Origin of the sequence: Acidovorax sp. LjRoot66 (assembly GCF_964253305.1) — a bacterium.
In the GTDB taxonomy this organism is placed as follows: Bacteria; Pseudomonadota; Gammaproteobacteria; order Burkholderiales; family Burkholderiaceae_C; genus Acidovorax.
Genome location: NZ_CAXUQU020000001.1, coordinates 2,333,633 through 2,351,237, shown reverse-complemented (window position 1 = coordinate 2,351,237; position 17,605 = coordinate 2,333,633). Strand labels below are relative to the sequence as shown.

General features: G+C 66.6%; 19 protein-coding genes. 8 read left to right on the top strand and 11 right to left on the bottom strand.

Annotation, left to right across the window (positions count from 1 at the left end; all coding sequences use genetic code 11):
* Nucleotides 1-5: 5 nt before the first annotated feature.
* From ACSQ3Y_RS10880 to ACSQ3Y_RS10850, 7 genes are all read right to left on the bottom strand, one after another.
* Nucleotides 6-998 (bottom strand): DUF3014 domain-containing protein, encoded by a 993-nt coding sequence (locus tag ACSQ3Y_RS10880; RefSeq protein ID WP_436177284.1) that lies wholly within the window; start codon nucleotides 996-998, stop codon nucleotides 6-8.
* Nucleotides 999-1,161: 163 nt separating this feature from the next.
* Nucleotides 1,162-1,818, bottom strand: coding sequence for an alpha/beta hydrolase (locus ACSQ3Y_RS10875; protein ID WP_436177283.1), 657 nt, complete (start codon nucleotides 1,816-1,818; stop codon nucleotides 1,162-1,164).
* 47 nt (nucleotides 1,819-1,865) lie between these two features.
* On the bottom strand, nucleotides 1,866-2,699 hold the full coding sequence (locus tag ACSQ3Y_RS10870) for a DODA-type extradiol aromatic ring-opening family dioxygenase (protein ID WP_436177282.1): 834 nt from the start codon (nucleotides 2,697-2,699) through the stop codon (nucleotides 1,866-1,868).
* 142 nt (nucleotides 2,700-2,841) lie between these two features.
* The gene (gene arfB, locus ACSQ3Y_RS10865) at nucleotides 2,842-3,306 is read right to left on the bottom strand and encodes an alternative ribosome rescue aminoacyl-tRNA hydrolase ArfB (protein WP_416208604.1); all 465 of its coding nucleotides are present in this window, start codon (nucleotides 3,304-3,306) and stop codon (nucleotides 2,842-2,844) included.
* A gap of 55 nt (nucleotides 3,307-3,361) precedes the next feature.
* Nucleotides 3,362-4,285, bottom strand: coding sequence for an alpha/beta fold hydrolase (locus ACSQ3Y_RS10860; RefSeq protein ID WP_436177281.1), 924 nt, complete (start codon nucleotides 4,283-4,285; stop codon nucleotides 3,362-3,364).
* A complete protein-coding gene (aroQ, locus tag ACSQ3Y_RS10855) occupies nucleotides 4,285-4,743 on the bottom strand; it encodes a type II 3-dehydroquinate dehydratase (protein WP_057269460.1) in 459 nt (152 codons plus the stop codon). The genes ACSQ3Y_RS10860 and aroQ overlap by 1 nt, the downstream gene beginning before the upstream one ends.
* Before the next feature lie 199 nt (nucleotides 4,744-4,942).
* Nucleotides 4,943-5,305, bottom strand: coding sequence for a hypothetical protein (locus ACSQ3Y_RS10850; RefSeq protein WP_057199504.1), 363 nt, complete (start codon nucleotides 5,303-5,305; stop codon nucleotides 4,943-4,945).
* Nucleotides 5,306-5,638: 333 nt separating this feature from the next.
* Here ACSQ3Y_RS10850 and ACSQ3Y_RS10845 point away from each other — a divergent pair, with 333 nt between their 5' ends.
* From ACSQ3Y_RS10845 to ACSQ3Y_RS10830, 4 genes are all read left to right on the top strand, one after another.
* A complete protein-coding gene (locus tag ACSQ3Y_RS10845) occupies nucleotides 5,639-7,462 on the top strand; it encodes a glutamine--tRNA ligase/YqeY domain fusion protein (protein ID WP_436177280.1) in 1,824 nt (607 codons plus the stop codon).
* Between the two features lie 86 nt (nucleotides 7,463-7,548).
* Nucleotides 7,549-8,265, top strand: a complete 717-nt coding sequence (locus ACSQ3Y_RS10840) for a zeta toxin family protein (RefSeq protein WP_436177279.1) — start codon at nucleotides 7,549-7,551, stop codon at nucleotides 8,263-8,265.
* 115 nt (nucleotides 8,266-8,380) lie between these two features.
* Entirely contained in the window at nucleotides 8,381-8,803 is a 423-nt protein-coding gene (locus ACSQ3Y_RS10835; protein ID WP_436177278.1) for a nuclear transport factor 2 family protein, read from the top strand.
* A gap of 84 nt (nucleotides 8,804-8,887) precedes the next feature.
* On the top strand, nucleotides 8,888-9,208 hold the full coding sequence (locus ACSQ3Y_RS10830) for a DUF2322 family protein (RefSeq protein WP_436177277.1): 321 nt from the start codon (nucleotides 8,888-8,890) through the stop codon (nucleotides 9,206-9,208).
* 152 nt (nucleotides 9,209-9,360) lie between these two features.
* Here ACSQ3Y_RS10830 and ACSQ3Y_RS10825 read toward each other — a convergent pair whose 3' ends face one another.
* Complete coding sequence (locus ACSQ3Y_RS10825) at nucleotides 9,361-10,143, bottom strand: transporter substrate-binding domain-containing protein (RefSeq protein WP_436177276.1); 783 nt, start codon at nucleotides 10,141-10,143, stop codon at nucleotides 9,361-9,363.
* A gap of 326 nt (nucleotides 10,144-10,469) precedes the next feature.
* Between ACSQ3Y_RS10825 and ACSQ3Y_RS10820 the strand changes: the two genes are divergently transcribed.
* Complete coding sequence (locus tag ACSQ3Y_RS10820; protein WP_057199495.1) at nucleotides 10,470-10,721, top strand: hypothetical protein; 252 nt, start codon at nucleotides 10,470-10,472, stop codon at nucleotides 10,719-10,721.
* A 64-nt stretch (nucleotides 10,722-10,785) separates the two neighbouring features.
* Here the strand turns inward: ACSQ3Y_RS10820 and ACSQ3Y_RS10815 are convergent, their stop codons facing one another.
* Together ACSQ3Y_RS10815 and ACSQ3Y_RS10810 are read right to left on the bottom strand one after the other, a co-directional pair.
* A complete protein-coding gene (locus ACSQ3Y_RS10815; protein WP_436177275.1) occupies nucleotides 10,786-11,814 on the bottom strand; it encodes a hypothetical protein in 1,029 nt (342 codons plus the stop codon).
* Nucleotides 11,815-12,011: 197 nt separating this feature from the next.
* Nucleotides 12,012-13,295: a phospholipase D-like domain-containing protein gene (locus ACSQ3Y_RS10810; RefSeq protein WP_436177274.1), complete on the bottom strand. Its 1,284-nt coding sequence runs from the start codon at nucleotides 13,293-13,295 to the stop codon at nucleotides 12,012-12,014.
* Between the two features lie 176 nt (nucleotides 13,296-13,471).
* Between ACSQ3Y_RS10810 and ACSQ3Y_RS10805 the strand changes: the two genes are divergently transcribed.
* Together ACSQ3Y_RS10805 and ACSQ3Y_RS10800 are read left to right on the top strand one after the other, a co-directional pair.
* Nucleotides 13,472-14,338, top strand: coding sequence for a peptidoglycan DD-metalloendopeptidase family protein (locus ACSQ3Y_RS10805; RefSeq protein WP_436180108.1), 867 nt, complete (start codon nucleotides 13,472-13,474; stop codon nucleotides 14,336-14,338).
* Between the two features lie 11 nt (nucleotides 14,339-14,349).
* Complete coding sequence (locus ACSQ3Y_RS10800; RefSeq protein ID WP_436177273.1) at nucleotides 14,350-14,547, top strand: hypothetical protein; 198 nt, start codon at nucleotides 14,350-14,352, stop codon at nucleotides 14,545-14,547.
* Nucleotides 14,548-15,580: 1,033 nt separating this feature from the next.
* Here ACSQ3Y_RS10800 and gltS read toward each other — a convergent pair.
* On the bottom strand, nucleotides 15,581-16,777 hold the full coding sequence (gltS, locus tag ACSQ3Y_RS10795; RefSeq protein ID WP_057206719.1) for a sodium/glutamate symporter: 1,197 nt from the start codon (nucleotides 16,775-16,777) through the stop codon (nucleotides 15,581-15,583).
* A gap of 207 nt (nucleotides 16,778-16,984) precedes the next feature.
* On the opposite strand from gltS, the gene ACSQ3Y_RS10790 reads away from it, so the two are divergent.
* Nucleotides 16,985-17,554: a pseudouridine synthase gene (locus ACSQ3Y_RS10790; RefSeq protein ID WP_436177272.1), complete on the top strand. Its 570-nt coding sequence runs from the start codon at nucleotides 16,985-16,987 to the stop codon at nucleotides 17,552-17,554.
* Nucleotides 17,555-17,605: the final 51 nt, after the last annotated feature.

The window sequence follows — 17,605 nt, the reverse complement described above, 5'->3', positions numbered from 1 at the left end:
GGCGCTTACTGCGCCTTCTTCACCGCTGCTGTGGCCTTGGCCTGCCCCTTGCCCGCAGCCTTGGGTCCCACCCCCGTGGCCACGCGCTTGCGGAACTCGGCCAGACGGGCCTTGAGGCGCTTTTCGTTGTCCGGGCCCATGCGCACCAGCATCTTCTGCCCGCTCGACAGCCCCTGCAGCTGCGGGTCCACAAACTCGTAGCGCACCCAGGGCCGGGTGGAGGTCACTTCGCCCTTCACCTCGGTCAGTTCCACCAGCAGCGGGCCGGTGGGCTCGGGTGTCTTGAGCAGGTGGTCGAGCACGGCCACCAGGCGGTCGTTGAAGTATTTGCCCGGGTAGCCCAGCTCTTCGTAGGCTTGCTGGAACAGCGGGTACAGCCGCGCGTACAAGGCCACGGCCTGGTCGACGGGGATCGCCTCGGCAAAGGCCACGAAGGCGCTGTAGCGCCCGGCATTGCCGCCCGCAATGGCCAGTTGGCCGTGGGTGCCGGGCACGCCCTCCACGCTGAAACGGCGCGGCGCCAGCTGCACCGGCCACATGCGCGAGGGTGCCTGGGCCCGCGGCAGGTTGTCCACCGTGGCCACCGCGCGGCGCACAAAGCCGTCAAGCTGCAAGAACGAACCCACCGAGGGCTGCCCCAGCAGTTCGGTCAGCGCCTGGGCCACTGCAGCATCGGACTCGGCCAGTTCAGGCAACTGCGCGGCATCGGCCGGGGCCAGCGGGTCGATGAGGTTCTGCGGGCCCGTGGGCTCCGATGCAGCAGCCACGGGTGCCGATGCAGCCGCCTCGGGCGGCGCAGTGCTGGCGGGTGGCTCGGCCGGTGTCCCGGAGTTGGCCTGCCAGCGCCACCATGCGTAGCCGGCGCCCAGCACGGCCACGACCGACAAGGCCGCGATCCATCCGGTGGACGACCTGCTGGCGCTGCGCGCCGGCACCGGGTGGTGGTCACTGCGCAGTTCGGAGAAATCGCGGTCGGGGTCGAGCACTGGATCGGGCATGCAGGGGTCCTTGCGTCATGGGCCGGGGTGCGGCCAACGCAGCGGCCCGGATGATCATGGCCTGACCATTGGAAACCCTTTAGGTTCCGGCAAGACGTAACGCCCTGTTTTCGTCATGGGCACGCTGCATGCAAGCAACAGCGTGCCCAGACGCGGGAGATTCCTACAAGGTCTGCAACCAGTCCACCGTAGCCGCCAGCTCGGCCGGGCGGATCTCGTGCATGCCCGGGAACTCGCGGTAGCTCAGCGCCACCGGCAACTGCGCGAAATGCTCGCGGATGGCATGCGCCTGCGCCAGCGGGATCACGTTGTCCTGCGTGCCATGGCTCACCCACAGCTGCTTGCCCTGCAGCGCAGCGGCCGGCGCGGCGGCTGGCAGCACCTGGGGCAACAGCCGGCTGTGCCACACCATGGCGGCCTGCAGCAGCGCGGGCTGGGTGAGCAGCAGCGACAGCGACATGATGCCGCCCTGGCTGAACCCGCCCACCACCACGCGGCTGGCCGGCACACCCAGTTGCGATGCAGCGGCCTCCACCGCCTGCGCCACCAGCGCGCGGCTTTGCAGCTCCTGCGGCTCGTTGATGGTGCGGTCGCCATTGGGCGCCACCGAAAACTCGAACCAGGCGTTGGCCCCCGGCCCCATGCGGAACGGCGCGCGCAGGCTCAGCACATGGAAGCGCCCGGGCACATGCGGCGCCAGGCCGAACAGGTCCTGCTCATTGCTGCCCACGCCGTGCATCAGCACCAGCAGCCAGGGCTCGGTGGTGCCGGCGGCGGCGGGGCGGTGCAGGTAGGTCAGCGGCAGTTGAGGTGTAGTCATGAATCTTTATGGTGAAAGGGTGCCAGCAGAAGAGGTTTGTTCGCCGCTCAGTGTGCAGCAGGTTGCAAGGCAAATGCGTCCATCGACAACATGCTGTACATCACCTCGCGGCTCAGGTACTGCGCCTGCAGGTCATCGCCGGCCGCACCCAGCGCGAAAAAAATGGGCAGGAAGTGGTCTTCCGTCGGGTGAGCGCGCGCCGCATGCGGCGCCTGGCTGCGGTAGTCGAGCAGCGCCTGCATGTCACCGCGGGCCAGCGCATCCTCGATCCAGCGGCTGAACTCCAGCACATAGGGCGCGGGCTCGCGCACGCCGCCAAAGAACTCGGACAGGTTGTGCGTCATGCTGCCCGAACCCACCACCAGCACGCCCTGGCTGCGCAGCCCGCGCAGCGCCGCACCCAGCGCAAACACCTCGGCAGGGCCTGCGCCCGCCGGCAGGGCCACCTGCACCACCGGCAGGTCGGCGTCGGGGAACAAATGCATCAGCGGCACCCAGGCGCCATGGTCGAAGGGCCGCGCGGCATCGCCCTGCGCGGCCACGCCGGCCGCCTGCAGCAAGCCCAGCACCTCCTGCGCCAGCGCGGGCGAGCCCGGGGCCGGGTACTGCAGTTGGTACAGCGCCTGCGGAAAACCGCCAAAGTCATGCCAGGTGGCCGGCTGCGGCCCCGTCATCACCTGCGGGCTGCGCGCCATCCAGTGCGGCGACATGATCACCACACCGCGCAGCCCGGGAAACTGCGCCCGCAGCCCTTGGCCCCACTGCGTGAGCGCAGGGCCGGTAGTGCCGGCGTCGATGGCGAACAGCGGCGCGCCGTGCGATACGAACAGGGCGGGGACGGTGGCGGGCGAAGACAAGGGGGCTTGGGTGGTGGCGGACATGGTGGGGCTACTCTCTCTAGGGTCTGAGAGGTACTTTAGGACTTACGCAGGTCGAGACCAAGCCCCTGGGGACAAACGGATTGTTGCGTTTTTGAGGTCAATCGAGCCCTTGAAGCACACACATCAAGACACGCAGACCCACTCAGTCCTTCACCCGCCCCCGCAACGCCTTCGTCTCACTCCGCTGGCTCTTGCCCTCCAGCCGCCGCTGCTTGGACCCATACGTCGGCTTGGTCGCCCGCCGCACGCGCGGGGGCGCGGCCACGGTGTTGACCAGGGCGTTCAGCCGCTCGATGGCATCGCTGCGGTTCTGCTCCTGGCTGCGGTACTGCTGGGCCTTGATGACGACCACGCCGTCTTGCGTGATGCGCGAATCGCGCAGGGCCAGCAGGCGCTCCTTCACGCCTTCGGACAACGAAGACGCCGCGATGTCGAAGCGCAGGTGCACGGCGCTCGACACCTTGTTGACGTTCTGCCCGCCCGCGCCCTGGGCGCGCATGGCGGTGATCTCGACCTCGCGCTCGTCGACCTGCAACACGGCGACCTGGCCGTTGACGCGCGGGGCCTCCTGCGGCGGGCGCGGTGGGCGTGGTGCTGCCTCGGGCAAGGCGGTTGCTGCTGCAGGCGCAGGTGGCTTGGGGTCGAGCGGGGTGTCTGCCATGTCAGCCCCTTCTGCCCGCCGCGCCATCGGCCAGCGCTGCCAGCAGGGCCTGCAAGAAAACCTCGGGCCGCTCGAACTGCACCCAGTGCCCGGCATCGGCCACCAGGGCCATGCCACGAAAATCCGGCACGGCGGCGGCATACGCAGCCTCCAGCTCGGCCATGAAGCCCTGGTACAGCGCATCGGCTTCGCCGTAGATCACGTGCACCGGGCAGGTCACCTGCGGCAGCGAGCGGGCCAGGATGTCGGTGCGCGCCAGGCGGCGGCGCGTCATGCGGTCGCGCACCACATTGCCCACGTGCACTTCGAGCGCCAGGCCTTCGACCAGGGCTGCATCGCGCAGCATCAGCACAGCCAGGTTGTAGCGGTGCATGTCGAGTTGCTCGGCGGGCGGCAGGTGGCGCCAGCCCTTCAGGCGCACAGGCCGTTCGGCCACCACGCCCATGGCGGGGGCACCCACCACCACCAGTTGGCGCGCCAGTTCGGGGTGGGCCGCCAGCGTGAGCCCGGCGGTGAGCCCGCCGAACGAAAAGCCCACCAGGTCCACCGGTTGCGGGCCGAACAGCGCGCGCAGGCCGTCGGCCATGGGTTCGACCAGGGCGTCGGCATCGCCGCCCGTGGGCGGGGTGGCCGAATCGCCAAACCCCGGCAGGTCGGGTATCCAGATCTGGCGGCCGGCGGCCACCAGGGGTTCGATGTTGCGCACCCAATGCGTCCAACTGCCGCTGCCGCCGTGCAGCAGCACCAGCGGAGGCACGTCGCCACGGGCCTCGCCCCAGCGGTGCCACACCATGTCACCACTGCCGCAGGGGGTGGTGTGGCGCTGGGCCAGGGCGCGCAGGCGGTCGATCTCGGGGGAAGGCAGGCGGGCGACCTCGCGCGCAGGGGCTGCGGGGTGTTGGTCCTCGTCGTCCCCAGCGGTCATCACATGCCCGCCAGGCCGTCGATGGCCAGCGCGTAGCCGCGCACGCCAAAGCCGCACATCACGGCCTTGGCCGCTGCGGCAATGTAGGAGTGGTGGCGGAAGGCTTCGCGTGCATGCACATTGCTGATGTGCAGCTCGATCAGCGTGATGGCCGTGCCCTTGGTGGCATCGTGCAGGGCCACGCTGGTGTGCGTGTAGGCGCCGGCATTGAGCACCACACCGACCAACTCGCCAGCAGCATGCAGGCGGCCGGCCTCATGGATCCAGTCCACCAGCGCGCCTTCATGGTTGCTCTGGTGAAAACGCAGCGCAAAACCGTGGCGCTCGCAGGCCTCAACGCACATCTGCTCCACATCGGCCAGGGTGTGCGCGCCATACACGGCGGGTTCGCGCGTGCCCAGCAGGTTCAGGTTGGGGCCATTGAGGACAAAGACGGTTTTCTTCTGGGCAGACGACATGGTGCAGCAGCTCTCCGGGCGTTGGGATGGGCTTGCCGACCATATGCCAGGCAAGCCGTGGTGGAAGCGCCAAAAACTCTTCCTGCCAACGCGGGATTATGCGGTGCCCGCCACCGCCGCCCCAAGCACCCAGGCGTACCACACAGGGTGGCAGCGCCGGGTCCGGGCGAAGCCCTTTCAGGGCCTCGTCAAGCCGGGATCAGCGGTCCCAGCGACCACGACCGCCGTGGCCGTGGTGGTGATGGCCGTAGCCACCGCCGCGGTAGTAGTAGGCCGGGGGTGGGGGCGGCGCATAGTACACAGGCGCTGGGGGCGCATAGTAAACGGGGGGCGCAGCCTGGTACACCGGGCGCGGTGCGTAGTACACGGGCGCTGGGGCCGAGTACACGGGTGCGGAATACACCGGGTAGCCGTTGCCCACGCCCACCACCACACCTGGCGAACTCAGGCCTATCGACCAGTTGACATCGCTGCGGGCCTGGGCGGAGCCGGCGGCTGCAAAGAGCGCCAGGGCCACACCAGCGGCGGCGGCCATGGACTGGATAGAACGGGTTTTCGTCATGTAAATCTCCTGGTAGTGGAGGCGGCACCCTTGGTTGGGATTCGCCTCACTGGTACTCAACGCACCAGATGTCCGAAAGGATGGCACGAAACACCATCTTTATTGTTTCTTTACGTACACGTGAGTGCGCACTCCTGCGCAATAGTTCACACCAAAACGTTTCAGCGTAGGGGCCGGCAGGCTGTTGCAGGCGCCCACAGACCATTTTTGGGGGACCCGTGGAGTTACAAATCGGGCACAGAGGGCGCAGGCTGCAGCGTGCAGCCAGCCCCCTGGCGCCCCTGGCCGCGCTGCACCGCAGCAAGCGGCCCGGCCTGCCCATAAAATGGCCCCATGACCACGTCCACCCCAGCCAACACCCCTGCCGCAGCCCCCGAAGCGGCCCCTGAGACCGCCAAGACGAGCAACTTCCTGCGCCAGATCATCGAGAGCGACCTCGACAAGGGCACCTATGCCAGCCGCCAATGGGGTGGCACGCCGGGCGATGCTGCACACCACGCCAAGGGCCAGCCCGACCCGGCCAAGATCCGCACGCGCTTCCCGCCCGAACCCAATGGCTACCTGCACATTGGCCACGCCAAGAGCATTTGTATCAATTTTGGCCTGGCGCGCGACTACGGCGGCGTGTGCCACCTGCGCTTTGACGACACCAACCCCGAAAAAGAAGACACCGAGTACGTCAACAGCATCATCGATGCCGTCAAATGGCTGGGCTTTGACTGGAACGGCAGCCCCAACGCCGCGCCCTACCAGGCCAGCGACTATTTCGACTTCATGTACCGCGCGGCCGAATACTTGGTCGAGGCCGGCCACGCCTACGTGGACGAGCAGACCGTGGAGCAGATGCGCGCCAACCGCGGCGACTTCGGCAAACCGGGCGTCGACAGCCCCTTCCGCGCCCGCACGCCGGCCGAAAACCTGAAGCGCTTTCGCGAAATGCGCGATGGCGAGCACGAAGACGGGTCCATGGTGCTGCGCGCCAAGATCGACATGGCCAGCCCCAACATCAACATGCGCGACCCGGCGATCTACCGCATCCGCCGCGCAACGCACCACAACACCGGCGATACCTGGTGCATCTACCCGATGTACACCTATGCCCACCCCATAGAGGATGCGCTGGAGCAGATCACCCACAGCCTGTGCACGCTGGAATTCGAAGACCAGCGCCCGTTTTACGACTGGCTGCTGGAGCGCCTCACCGAAGGCGGCCTGCTGGGCAACCCGCCGCCGCGCCAGTACGAGTTCTCGCGCCTGAACCTCACCTACGTGATCACCAGCAAGCGCAAGCTCGCCCAGCTGGTGTACGACCATAAGGTGAGCGGCTGGGACGACCCGCGCATGCCCACCATCGTTGGCCTGCGCCGGCGCGGCTACACGCCCGAATCGCTGCAGGTGTTTGCCGATCGCATCGGCGTGACCAAGAGCGACAGCTGGATCGACTACAGCACCCTGGAAGGCTGCCTGCGCGAAGACCTGGAGCTCAAGGCCTTCCGCGGCATGGCCGTGCTCAACCCCGTCAAGCTGGTGCTCACCAACTGGGACGAGGTCATGGGCGCAGGCCACCTGGAGCCCTGCACCCTGCCCTCGCTGCCCCACCCGCCCGAAGGCGTGGAAAGCCCCGAGCGCCACTTCACCATCGGCAAAGAGGTGTGGATCGAGCGCGAAGATTTTGAAGAAGTGCCCCCCAAGGGCTACAAGCGCCTGTTCCCCGGCAACAAGGTGCGCCTCAAGGGCGGCTACGTCATCGAGTGCACCGGCTGCACCAAGGATGCCGACGGCAAGATCACCGAAGTGCTGGCTACCGTGGTGCCAGACACCAAGAGCGGTACCCCCGGCGCCGACAGCGTCAAGGTCAAGGCCGCCATCACCTGGGTGGGCGTAGCCGACGGCGTGAATGCCGAAGTGCGCATGTACGACCGCCTGTTCCTCGAAGCCCAGCCCGACGCGGGCGGCAAGGACTTCATCGAAGGCCTGAACCCGAGCAGCCTGAAGACGGTGACGGCCATCGTGGAGCCTTCGCTGGCCAACGCGATGCCGGACGACAAGTTCCAGTTTGAACGCCACGGGTACTTTGTGGCCGACCGGCTGGACCATGAGCCGGGCAAGCCGGTGTTCAACCTGGCGGTGGGGTTGAAGGATTCGTGGGGCAAATAAACCCCACACACAGCACAAAGGCGCCCAGGGCGCCTTTGTGCTTTTGAGGCACCACGGTCTTGACGCCACAGAGGCACAATCCATCGGTGACCGACCACTCCAGCACCGAAGCAGGGCCTCGGGCCATCATCATTGCCGGGCCCAATGGCGCGGGCAAAACGACGTTCGCGCGCGAGTTCCTGCCGGTGGAGGCTCGATGCCCTGCATTTGTCAATGCGGACCTGATCGCGGCGGGCCTGTCGCCCTTTGCACCGGAGGCAGCCGCCCTCAAGGCGGGGCGCATCATGCTGGCGGAAATCGACGACCATGTGACCCACCGGCGCAGCTTTGCGCTGGAAACCACCCTCTCGGGCCGCATCTATGCCACCAAGATCCGACATTGGCGCAATCTGGGCTACCGGGTGATCCTCATTTTCCTTCAACTGCCCAGTGCGGACATGGCCATCGAGCGGGTGCGCTTGCGGGTGTCGCAGGGCGGGCACAACATCCCTGATGAGGTCGTTAGGCGGCGGTTTGATGCGGGGCCGTTCCATCTGACCCACACCTACCAGCCCATCGTCGATGCCTGGTTTCTGTACGAAAACCAGCACCGGCAGCCATTGATGCTGGACCAAGCTCCCGCCCCAACCGATGACCTGGCCCAGGCTGTATTGGCGGCGCTTGCCGGGGCAGGCCTGCGTGCAGCAGAAGACGCACGCAAGGCAAACACCCATATGGTGATCACGGTGGAAGGCAAGGTGCAGCACATCAGCCCAGAGGAGTACGTCAGCCTGCGCCAAGCCCCGCAAAAGGCCCCCGCGTGATGGCGGAGTGCCCACTGTCAGCCCTTCCCTACCCCACGCTTCGCACTCAGCCGATGCCGGCCTGACCACGCCAGCGGCACCATGGCCCCTTGTTCATGAAACAACGGAGGTCCCTATGCCTACGACAACCGCACCTCGCCAGACGCTCATCGATCTGGAAACCCAATTCTGGCAAGCCATGGTCGACGAGAACATCGGCGCCGCCACCGACCTGCTGGCCGAGCCGGCCATGATGGTCAGCAGCCACGGTGCGCTCCAATTCGACCGCACCATGTACGGCAAGATGGCCAAGGAAGGCCCGATGGTGGTCGCCTCGTTCGAGTTCAGCGACATGCAGGTGGTGTTCCCGACCGAAGCGATAGGCATCCTGACCTACCGCGTGAAGCAGGGCGTGGCGCCGCGCGGCGATAAGGCAAAGAGCATCGAACAGGTGATGCACGACAGCTCCACCTGGATCCAGGCCGAAGGGCGCTGGCAGTGCGTGATGCACACCGAGACGCCGGTGGACGACTCCATGAAGGCACCAACCAAGCACTGAGGAAGGCGCGGGGGTTTTAAGATCGGCGGTCTTTTCCAACCAAGCGCAGGCGGGCCATGCTCGCCTCGATCTTTGTCTATCCTCATGAACTTCGCCGCACGCCTCCAGCAACTCCCCTCCGCCTCCCACCTCGCCGCCCTGCAATTGCTGGGCGCCGATGGCGAGGTGCTTGCCACCATCGAGAACAAGCCCGGCCAGACCGGTTCGCTGGTGGTGTATGCCGCGCTGGCTGCGCTGTATGGCGGCAGCATCACGCCGGCAGCGGCGCGGCTGGGGTTGGAGTGGTATGGCGAGCATGTGGCCGATGCCAAGGCCTTTCCGGGCAAACACCCCAACATCGACCGCCTGCTGGGCTGGGCCGAGGGCAGCGAGAGCTATCGCGCCCAGGTAATTGCCCTCGCCTGATGCCCATTGAGCCAGGCTCTGATACGGATTTGCCTTCAACAACCGTCTAACTTCGTTGGTCCGCCTTGCCGTGCTACAGCACTGTCTGCGGCTTCCCGCCTAGTTATACGATTGAATGCAAATCCGTATGAGGAGCCTGGCAGTTCAGCGGCTTACTTCAGCCACTTGTCCGAGGCACCTTTCAGGATGCCCCGGCTGTCGATCTGGCCCCAGACGAAATTCATCACACGCGTGTAGTCCGCATCGTCCTTGGGCAGCATGAAGCCCAGGTAGCTCTTGGGTGTGAGCGGTGCGTCGATGAAGGCCGCGTGCAGGCGCGGGTCGGCCTTGCTGTAGACCAGGGCCTCGTATGTCTCGGTGATCATCACGTCGCCCTTGCCTTCAGCGATGAGCGCAGGGATCTCGGCGTTCTTGTCGTGCGTGCTGACCTGGGCGGTCTTGAGGTTCTGCAGCACGAAGGTTTCGTTGGTGCCGCCGGGGTTCTTGATCACGCGCACATTGGGCTTGTTCAGGTCGTCCACGGTGGTGTACTTGGCCTTGTCGGCCGAGCGCACCAGCGCCACCTTGCCGAAGGGCGCGTAGCCGGGCAGCATTTCGATCAAACGGATGCGCGCCACGTTGCGCGTGATGCCGCCCACGGCGATGTCGAACTGGTCGGACTGCAGGTCTGCCATCAGCTTGGGCCAGGAGGTCTGCACGTACTCGATCTTCACGCCCAGCTCCTTGGCCATGGCTTCGATCACGTCGATGTCGTGGCCCGACAGGCCGGCGTCGGTCTTGATGGCGAAGGGGCGATAGTCACCGGGCGTACCGACGCGCAGCACCTTGGTTTCCATGATCTTGTCCAGGCGCGGGCCGGCCTGGGCGCCCTGGCTCAGGGCAAAGGTGGCGACCACGGCGGTCACGGCCACGGCAAGTAGTTTCTTGGCGATCATTTCAAGGCACTCCGAAGAGGAAGGTAGAAGAGGGTACGGCTGTGTGCGACCACCACCGTCTGCGCGGGCGGTTCGCAACAAAAGGATACAGCACGGTCCTGCTTGGCTACCGATGCAAGGCAACGCAAACCAAGGCACGTTCCATCGCGAAGCCTTATACAGATTTGCCTTCAACCGTCTACCGTCGTTGGTTCGCCTTGCCGTGCTACAGCACTGTCTGCGGCTTCCCGCCTAGTTATACGATCGAATGCAAATCCGTATTGTTCGGCGTCGCCCTGAAGGAAGTGGGTTACCCTGCCCGCATTCACCAACCGAGAACACACACCATGACCAAAAAACTCAAAGTCACCATCGAAGTCGAAATGTCCGTCCCCGAGGACTGGTCGCTGGTCGAAACCTCCGAAGGCACGCCCGTGCTGAGCCTGCCGGATGGCCGCTTCATGGACATCGCCATCGAGCCCCTGTTCGCCACCGACCCCGAAGAGCTGTGGAGCAGCCCCGAAGACGACGACGCGCTGCACGAGGTGCTCGACATGGTGGACAGCGAAGCCGTGACCTACGAATTCGTCACGCATTGATGCACCCCGTGGCGCCGCGCGCTGCCTCCGCTCGATGGAGGTCGCGCTGCGGCGGCATGGCAATTCAATACAGGCTGTAGTGGTAGTCGTAGCTGCGCAGCCAGAGCCGAGGGTTCCGGGGGCCATCGAAGTGCAGCTGCAGCAGGTTGGTGCGCGGGTTGGCGGTGTCCACCACCAGTTCGTCGTCGGCCTCGGGCGAGTCCAGGTCCGATAGCGCAAAGCGCTGGAACACATGGGTCAGCGCGGCCTCGGTGGTCTTGGGGCGGTAGTCGTCATCGAGCAGCAACTCGGGCTTGGCGATGTGATCCTGGTGCAGCCAGTACCACACGCCTTCATTGGGCGTGCTCGGCCGGGCACCGGGGTTGCCCTTGTCACCCCAGATGCTGGGCGGCTCGCCGGGCGTGGCGCCCACCGGGTCCCACGCCAATGCGCCCAGCCCATCCCCCACCTCGACGAACACGGCCAGGCTGCGGTCGTAGCGCGCGCGCACCGCAGGCGGGAGGATCTTGTCGAGACCATCGGCACCGGTGCGCTTGTAGCCCCAATCGCCCAGCAGCAGATCGGTGACCTTGCCCATCTGGGCGGCCGGCAGGAAGTTGGAGTCACCGATCTGGATCTGCCAGTCGCCCAGTACCTTCACCAATGGGGGCAGTGGCGCGCCCAGGCTCTTTTCCAGATCCGCGAAGGCGGCCTTGGCAGGCTTCTTTTTGGCACCGCCGTCACCGGGCTCGATGGAGATGCTGTCTTCCAGCTTCTTGGCCAGGCCACGGATGCGCTCGATCCAGGGCTTTCCCTGGTCGTACAGCGGGGCCGAAAAGGGCGCCATGTCGCGCACCTTCCAGCTCCTGTCGAACGGTGAGGCCTTGCCGCCGATGGTGACAGTGCCTTTGAGCCGCACGCGCTTGAGGCCCGCAGGCAGCGCGAACACCAACGCGGGCGGCTTCTTGAGCCCCGGCTGCGTGGCCTTGTGGTCGAGTTGAGCAACCACCTTGCCATCGACGATCACGTCGGCCACCAGGCTGTCGCCCACTTCGATCCAGGGGTGGATGCCGGCCCTGCCTGCAGTGGGGCCGTCCGCCGCAGAAGCGGCCATACCGGGAACACCCGCCATCAGAGCCCCGAGCCAGCCAGATAGTCCCGCCAGAATGCTTCGCCGCTGCGCCATGAAAATCCCTCTTCCCGTATTGTTTGACGGCGGGATTGTAGGAACGCGTAACGCCCTGCACGCCTACAGCCACCCCGAGAAAGTAACCAGCTGTGAATGAAATGTCATGACCTGGGCGAAGATGCCTACAGCTGCGACTCCAGCAACGCCGCCAACCGCTCGGCCAGCCGTTCCTTGAGCGGCCTCTCCAGCCACTCCTGGTATGTCACGCGCCGGGACTTTGCCAGGTCCTCCTCGAACACGCGCGTCTGCCGCTCGGCGAACGCCGTGTCGTAGACATTGAGGTTGGCCTCGTCGTTGAGGCGAAAGGAGCGGTTGTCGAAGTTGGTGGAACCGACCGACACCATGCGCTGGTCCACGATCATGACCTTGCAGTGGTACATGCTGGGCTGGTACTCGTAGATCTCGGCCCCGGCCTCCAGCAGCGGGCCCCAGGTGGCGCGCGACGCGGCCTTCACGGTCTCGGTGTCGGTGTGCGGACCGGGCGTGATGAGGCGCACGCGCACGCCGCGCTTCAAGGCATCGAGCATGAGCTGGCGCGTGAGGTCGTCGGGCACGAAGTAGGCGACCGACAGGTCCAGGCTGCGCTCGGCCGCGGTGACGGCCATGTGGTACATCAGCTGCATGCTCTCGCTGCCGCTCGACGGCGAGCTGGAGAACATCTGCGCGCGCTGGGTGCCTTGCGGTGCAATCGCCGGAAAGTACGCATCCCCATGCACCACCTTGCCGGTGACCTTGAGCCAGTTGTCCAGGAAGGTGGCCTGCATCTGCGCCACGGCGGGCCCGCGCACCTGGTAGTGCGAGTCGCGCCAGTGGTCCGGGTCCTGGCCATTGCCCGTCCACTCCGGCGCGATGCCCACGCCGCCGGTGAAACCCACCTGCCCGTCCACCACCAGCAGCTTGCGGTGGGTGCGGTTGTTCAGGCGCGCCAGGTTGTACCAGTGCGGCTTGTGGAACTTTTCGACCAGCACGCCGGCCTCCTTCATCTCGGCCAGGTAGCTCTCCTCCATCTTGGCGCTGCCCACCCAGTCGAGCAGCACATGCACCGCCACACCCGCGCGGGCGCGCTCAGCCAGCGCGTCGGCGAACTGCTTGCCGATGTCGCCAGACCAGTAGATGTACGTCTCGAACGTCACGCTCTTTTGCGCCGAGCGGATGGCTGCGAGCATGGGCGGAAAGATCTGGTCGCCGTTGATCAGCTCCTTGACCTCGTTGCCGGGGAGGATGCCCGGGCCCAGCAGGCTGCCCATGGCACGCTCGAACTGCGGGCTGGCGCTGGTGTACAGGCGCGGTATCTGGTGCTGCACCTTTTTCTCGCCGGCCGTGAAGTTCAGGGCAAAGAGCACGAGCGCGGCCGTGGCCACGAAGGTGAGCAAGACGATGCGCAGGGTGCGGCCTGTTTTTTTCATGGCGCGATTGTGGGTGGGGCCCTGGCGGGCCGATGTAGGCCGACATCGTTTCAAAGGCCCGGCACAATGGCGGCCTGCTTCGCCGTCTACCCGCCATCGATTTGCCCAAGGTTCGAACTTCCGTGCCCCATTCCCATTCCATCCGCAACGCCATCCTCCCTGCCGAGACCTCTTCCATGAACCGCCGCACCGCGTTGCTGGGCGCAGCCAGCGGCCTGCTGGCCCTGCATGCGCCCGCGCTGCACGCCAAGGCACCGCCCGCCCCCACGGTGTGGCCGCAGCCGCTGCAGGTGCCGGGCGGCGTGGCCCGCCTGTCGCTCGGCCCTGCGGCCAAGCGGCCGGTAACACTTGCGGGTGACGTGCCGGTGCTGGTGCTGGGCGATGCCATCGAATGGACGGCCATCGTCGGCATACCGCTGGCCGCCACACCGGGCCCTGCGCACATCACCGTGCAGCCGACCGGAGGCGGTGCGCCCCGGCAGGTGGCCTATACCGTGTCGCCCAAGAAGTACAAGGAGCAGCACCTCACCGTGTCGCCCCGCACGGTGGACCTGTCGCCCGAGGACCAGGCACGCTACGAGCGCGAGCGCGACCACCAGGCGCTGGTGATGGCCACCTTCACCGAGCAGCCCGCAGGCGTGGCCCTGGATTCGCTGCGCATGCGCGTGCCGGTGCCGGGGCGGCGTTCCAGCTCGTTCGGGCTGCGCCGGGTGTTCAACGGCCAGGCGCGCAATCCGCACAGCGGGATGGACATCGCCGCGCCCACGGGCACGCCGATCCTCTCGCCCCTGCCAGCGCGCGTGATCGACACGGGTGAGTATTTCTTCAACGGCGGCACGGTGTGGCTGGACCATGGCCAGGGCCTGCTCAGCATGGTCTGCCACCTGAGCGCCATCGACGTCAAAGTGGGCGACGTGCTGGCCGCCGGCCAGCGCCTGGGCGCCGTGGGCGCCACCGGCCGCGTGACCGGGCCGCACCTGCACTGGGGTGTGATGCTCAACCGCGCCATGGTGGACCCGGCCCTGTTCGTGCCGCAGGCGTGATGGCCAGCGCCATGGCACTTCGCACAGGCCGCGCACTGGCATCTGCCGTCTTGGCACTGTGCTGCACCGGCTGCGCCGTGGTGGCTGTGGCCGATGCGGCGGTGAGCGTGGCGGCCACCACGGTGAAGGTGGGGGCCAAGGTGGTTGGGGCTACGGTGGATGTGGGGGCTGCTGGTGTGAAGGCGGTAACGGGCGGCAGCAGTGATTGACGCGCCGCCTTGCGTGCATCCTGCAGGCAGCGTTTGATTGCAGTGGCCTATGGCTGTGTGCATGACCTGCAGGTCAGGGCCGGCGCCAAGCGGTTCTGCGGTTGTGGTTGGATGGGTGGTGCATGCCTTGATGAAGGGCGGAGGCCCGGGTGTGCGCCCGGCGGCGCAGTAACTTTCTCTTGCGTCGTCAAGAGAAAGTCACCAAAGAGAAGACGACCCCCAGTCTGCGTCCCCCGTTCGCCCTGTCGGGCGAGCGGGGGCAACCTCCGATGCTCGGATCTGGGGTGGTGCCGCAGAACTCGCTGCGTTCTTCGAACTCCGCTCAAACAGCTGCGGCAAGCCAGAGGACGAAGTGCGTGTGTCCTTCGGCACACGCACCCACCCCAGCTCCTGCGCTTCTCGGCGCAGCCAGCAGGGGTGGGGAGCGGGTACCGCACGGCTGCTGCTTTCGCAGCTGCGCCGGGTGTCGGTTACGCGCTGTGCGCTGCCGACGTGTTAGGCGCGATCGCCCTGGCGAGCCGAGCGCAGCGAAGGACCAAGGGGCCGAGCGAAGCAATGGCCCGTGTGGAGCCCGCTCCCACCCCCTTCTGACCGTGCCGAGAAGCGCAGGGCCTGGGGTGAGCGCGTGCCGAAGGACACGCGCATCGTTGTCTGGCTTGCCGCAGCTGTTTGAGCGGAGTTCGAAGAACGCAGCGAGTTCTGCGGCACACCCCAGGCCCGAGCATCGCAGGCTGCCCCCCTCGCCTCCGGCGAGGGGGACACGGGCAGCGGGGTCGCCTTTCTTTTGGGTACTTTTCTTTGGCGAAGCAAAGAACAAGTACCTCGGCCGCCGGGCCGAGACCCGGCTCCCGCCCGCAACATAGGCATGAGGTCTAACAGAAGCACCGCGCCGCCGGGCGCACACCCCGGCCTCCGCCCTTCATCAAGGCACACAGCCACCATCGACCACGAGCGACGACGGCAGAGACCCAGCCTCCGCCTTCAGCAAAAGAACAGCAGCAACCGCGCGCAGCGAAGCAGCTTCAGCGACACATCATTTCAAGAAATTCATGAACGCCGTAATGATCACCGCATTGAAGAAATCAATGAACAGCGAGCCCACCAGCGGGATCACGAAGAACGCCTTGACCGACGGCCCGTTGACCGCCGTGAACGCCTGCATATTCGCCATGGCATTGGGTGTGGCGCCCATGCCGAAGCCGCAATGCCCGGCGGCGATGACGGCGGCATCGTAGTCCCGCCCCATCACGCGGAAGGTGACCCAGTAGCCGTAGGCGAACATCAGCGCCGTCTGCGCCAGCAGAATCACCAGCAGCGGCCCCGCCACCTCGGCCAGCTCCCACAGCTTCATCGACATCAGCGCCATGGCCAGGAAGAAGGCCAGCGACACATTGCCAACCACCTCGAACTGCCGCAGCGGCAGCTCGCTGTTGCGCCAATCGATGATGTTGCGCACCAGCGCCGCCACCAGCATGGGCCCCAGGTACGAGGGCAGCGTGACGCCCAGGTCCTTGAGCCAGTTCACCAGCAGCGTGCCGATGCCGATGGACACGGCAATCAGGATGCTGGCGTACATCACCGTATCGCCACCACTGCCCGTGTTGGCCGTGACGGGCACCGGTATGGCCGGCGCGGTGGCAGCGCTGGCGCCATGCGCGTGCAGGCCGTTGCGCCGCATGAGCAACGTGCCCAGGGGGCCGCCAATCACGCAGCCCGCCACCAGGCCATAGGTCGCGGCAGCAATCGCGGCCGGCAGGGCACCGGCTGCGCCGGCCTGCTCCAGCAGGGGGCCAAACGCGGCCGAAGTGCCATGCCCGCCCGTGAGCGAGATGGAGCCCGCCGCCACGCCAATGAGCGGGTGCACGCCAAGCAGTGCTGCCAGGCCCGCGCCCAGGGTGTTCTGCAGCAGCACCAGCCCCACGGCCGCCGCCAGGAACAGGGCCACACCCACCCCGCCCTTCTTGAGCAACTCGAAGCTGGCAGAAAAGCCGATGGTGGTGAAGAACACCAGCAGCAAAAAGGCGCGCATGTTGTCATAGAACTCGAACGCAAAGCTGCCGCTCAGGTGGCCCGCCAGCGCGATGAGGGAGAACACCAGCCCGCCGATGATGGGGCCTGGTATGAAGTAGCGCGACAGCACGCCTACGTGCTTCTTGATGAAGTCGCCCAGGACCAGGAGCACGGCGGCAACGCCGATGGTCTGTGCAATGTCCAGCTGGATGGTGATCATGGTGGTGGTGTTGGCTGGGGCCAGGCAGCAAGGCCTGGCCGGAACGCAGCCACCGGGTCAATGGGGTGGCCATGGGGATGCAGCAGCACGCTGCGCGAGCCGGCGAGTGTATCGCCGCACAAATGCCCCCTCCAGAGCATGCGCAGGCTGCGCGCAGGGGGCGCATGGCTGCGGCTATGCTTGGCGGCCCACCCACCGCTGCACTCCATGCGCCACCGCGCCGCCCCCATGCCACCCCGCCTGATCCGCTTCAACAAACCCTATGGCGTGCTGAGCCAGTTCACGGCCGAGGGCAAGTGGCAGGGGCTCAAGGACTACATCGACCAGCCCGGCGTGTACGTGGCCGGCCGGCTCGACGCCGACAGCGAGGGCCTGCTGCTGCTGACCAGCGACGGGCCGCTGCAGGCCCGCATTGCCGACCCGAGCTTCAAGATGGAAAAGATCTACTGGGTGCAGGTCGAAGGCCTGCCCGGTGAAGATGCCCTCGCGCAACTGCGCAGCGGCGTGCAGCTCAATGACGGTCCGACACGGCCCGCGCGGGCCCGCCTGCTCGATCCACCGCCAGCGGTATGGGAGCGCACGCCGCCTATCCGCGAGCGCAAGGCCATCCCCACCGCCTGGATCGAGCTGGCCATCCGCGAAGGCCGCAACCGCCAGGTGCGGCGCATGACGGCGGCCGTGGGCTTCCCCACGCTGCGGCTGGTGCGCGCGGCTATTGGCCCCTACACGCTCGATGGGCTGGCACCGGGGGCGTGGGCCGAGCAGGCCATGCTGTAGACCACAGCGGCCCCGCAGCGCCGACGAGGCAGTCACCATCAAGGGTAAACC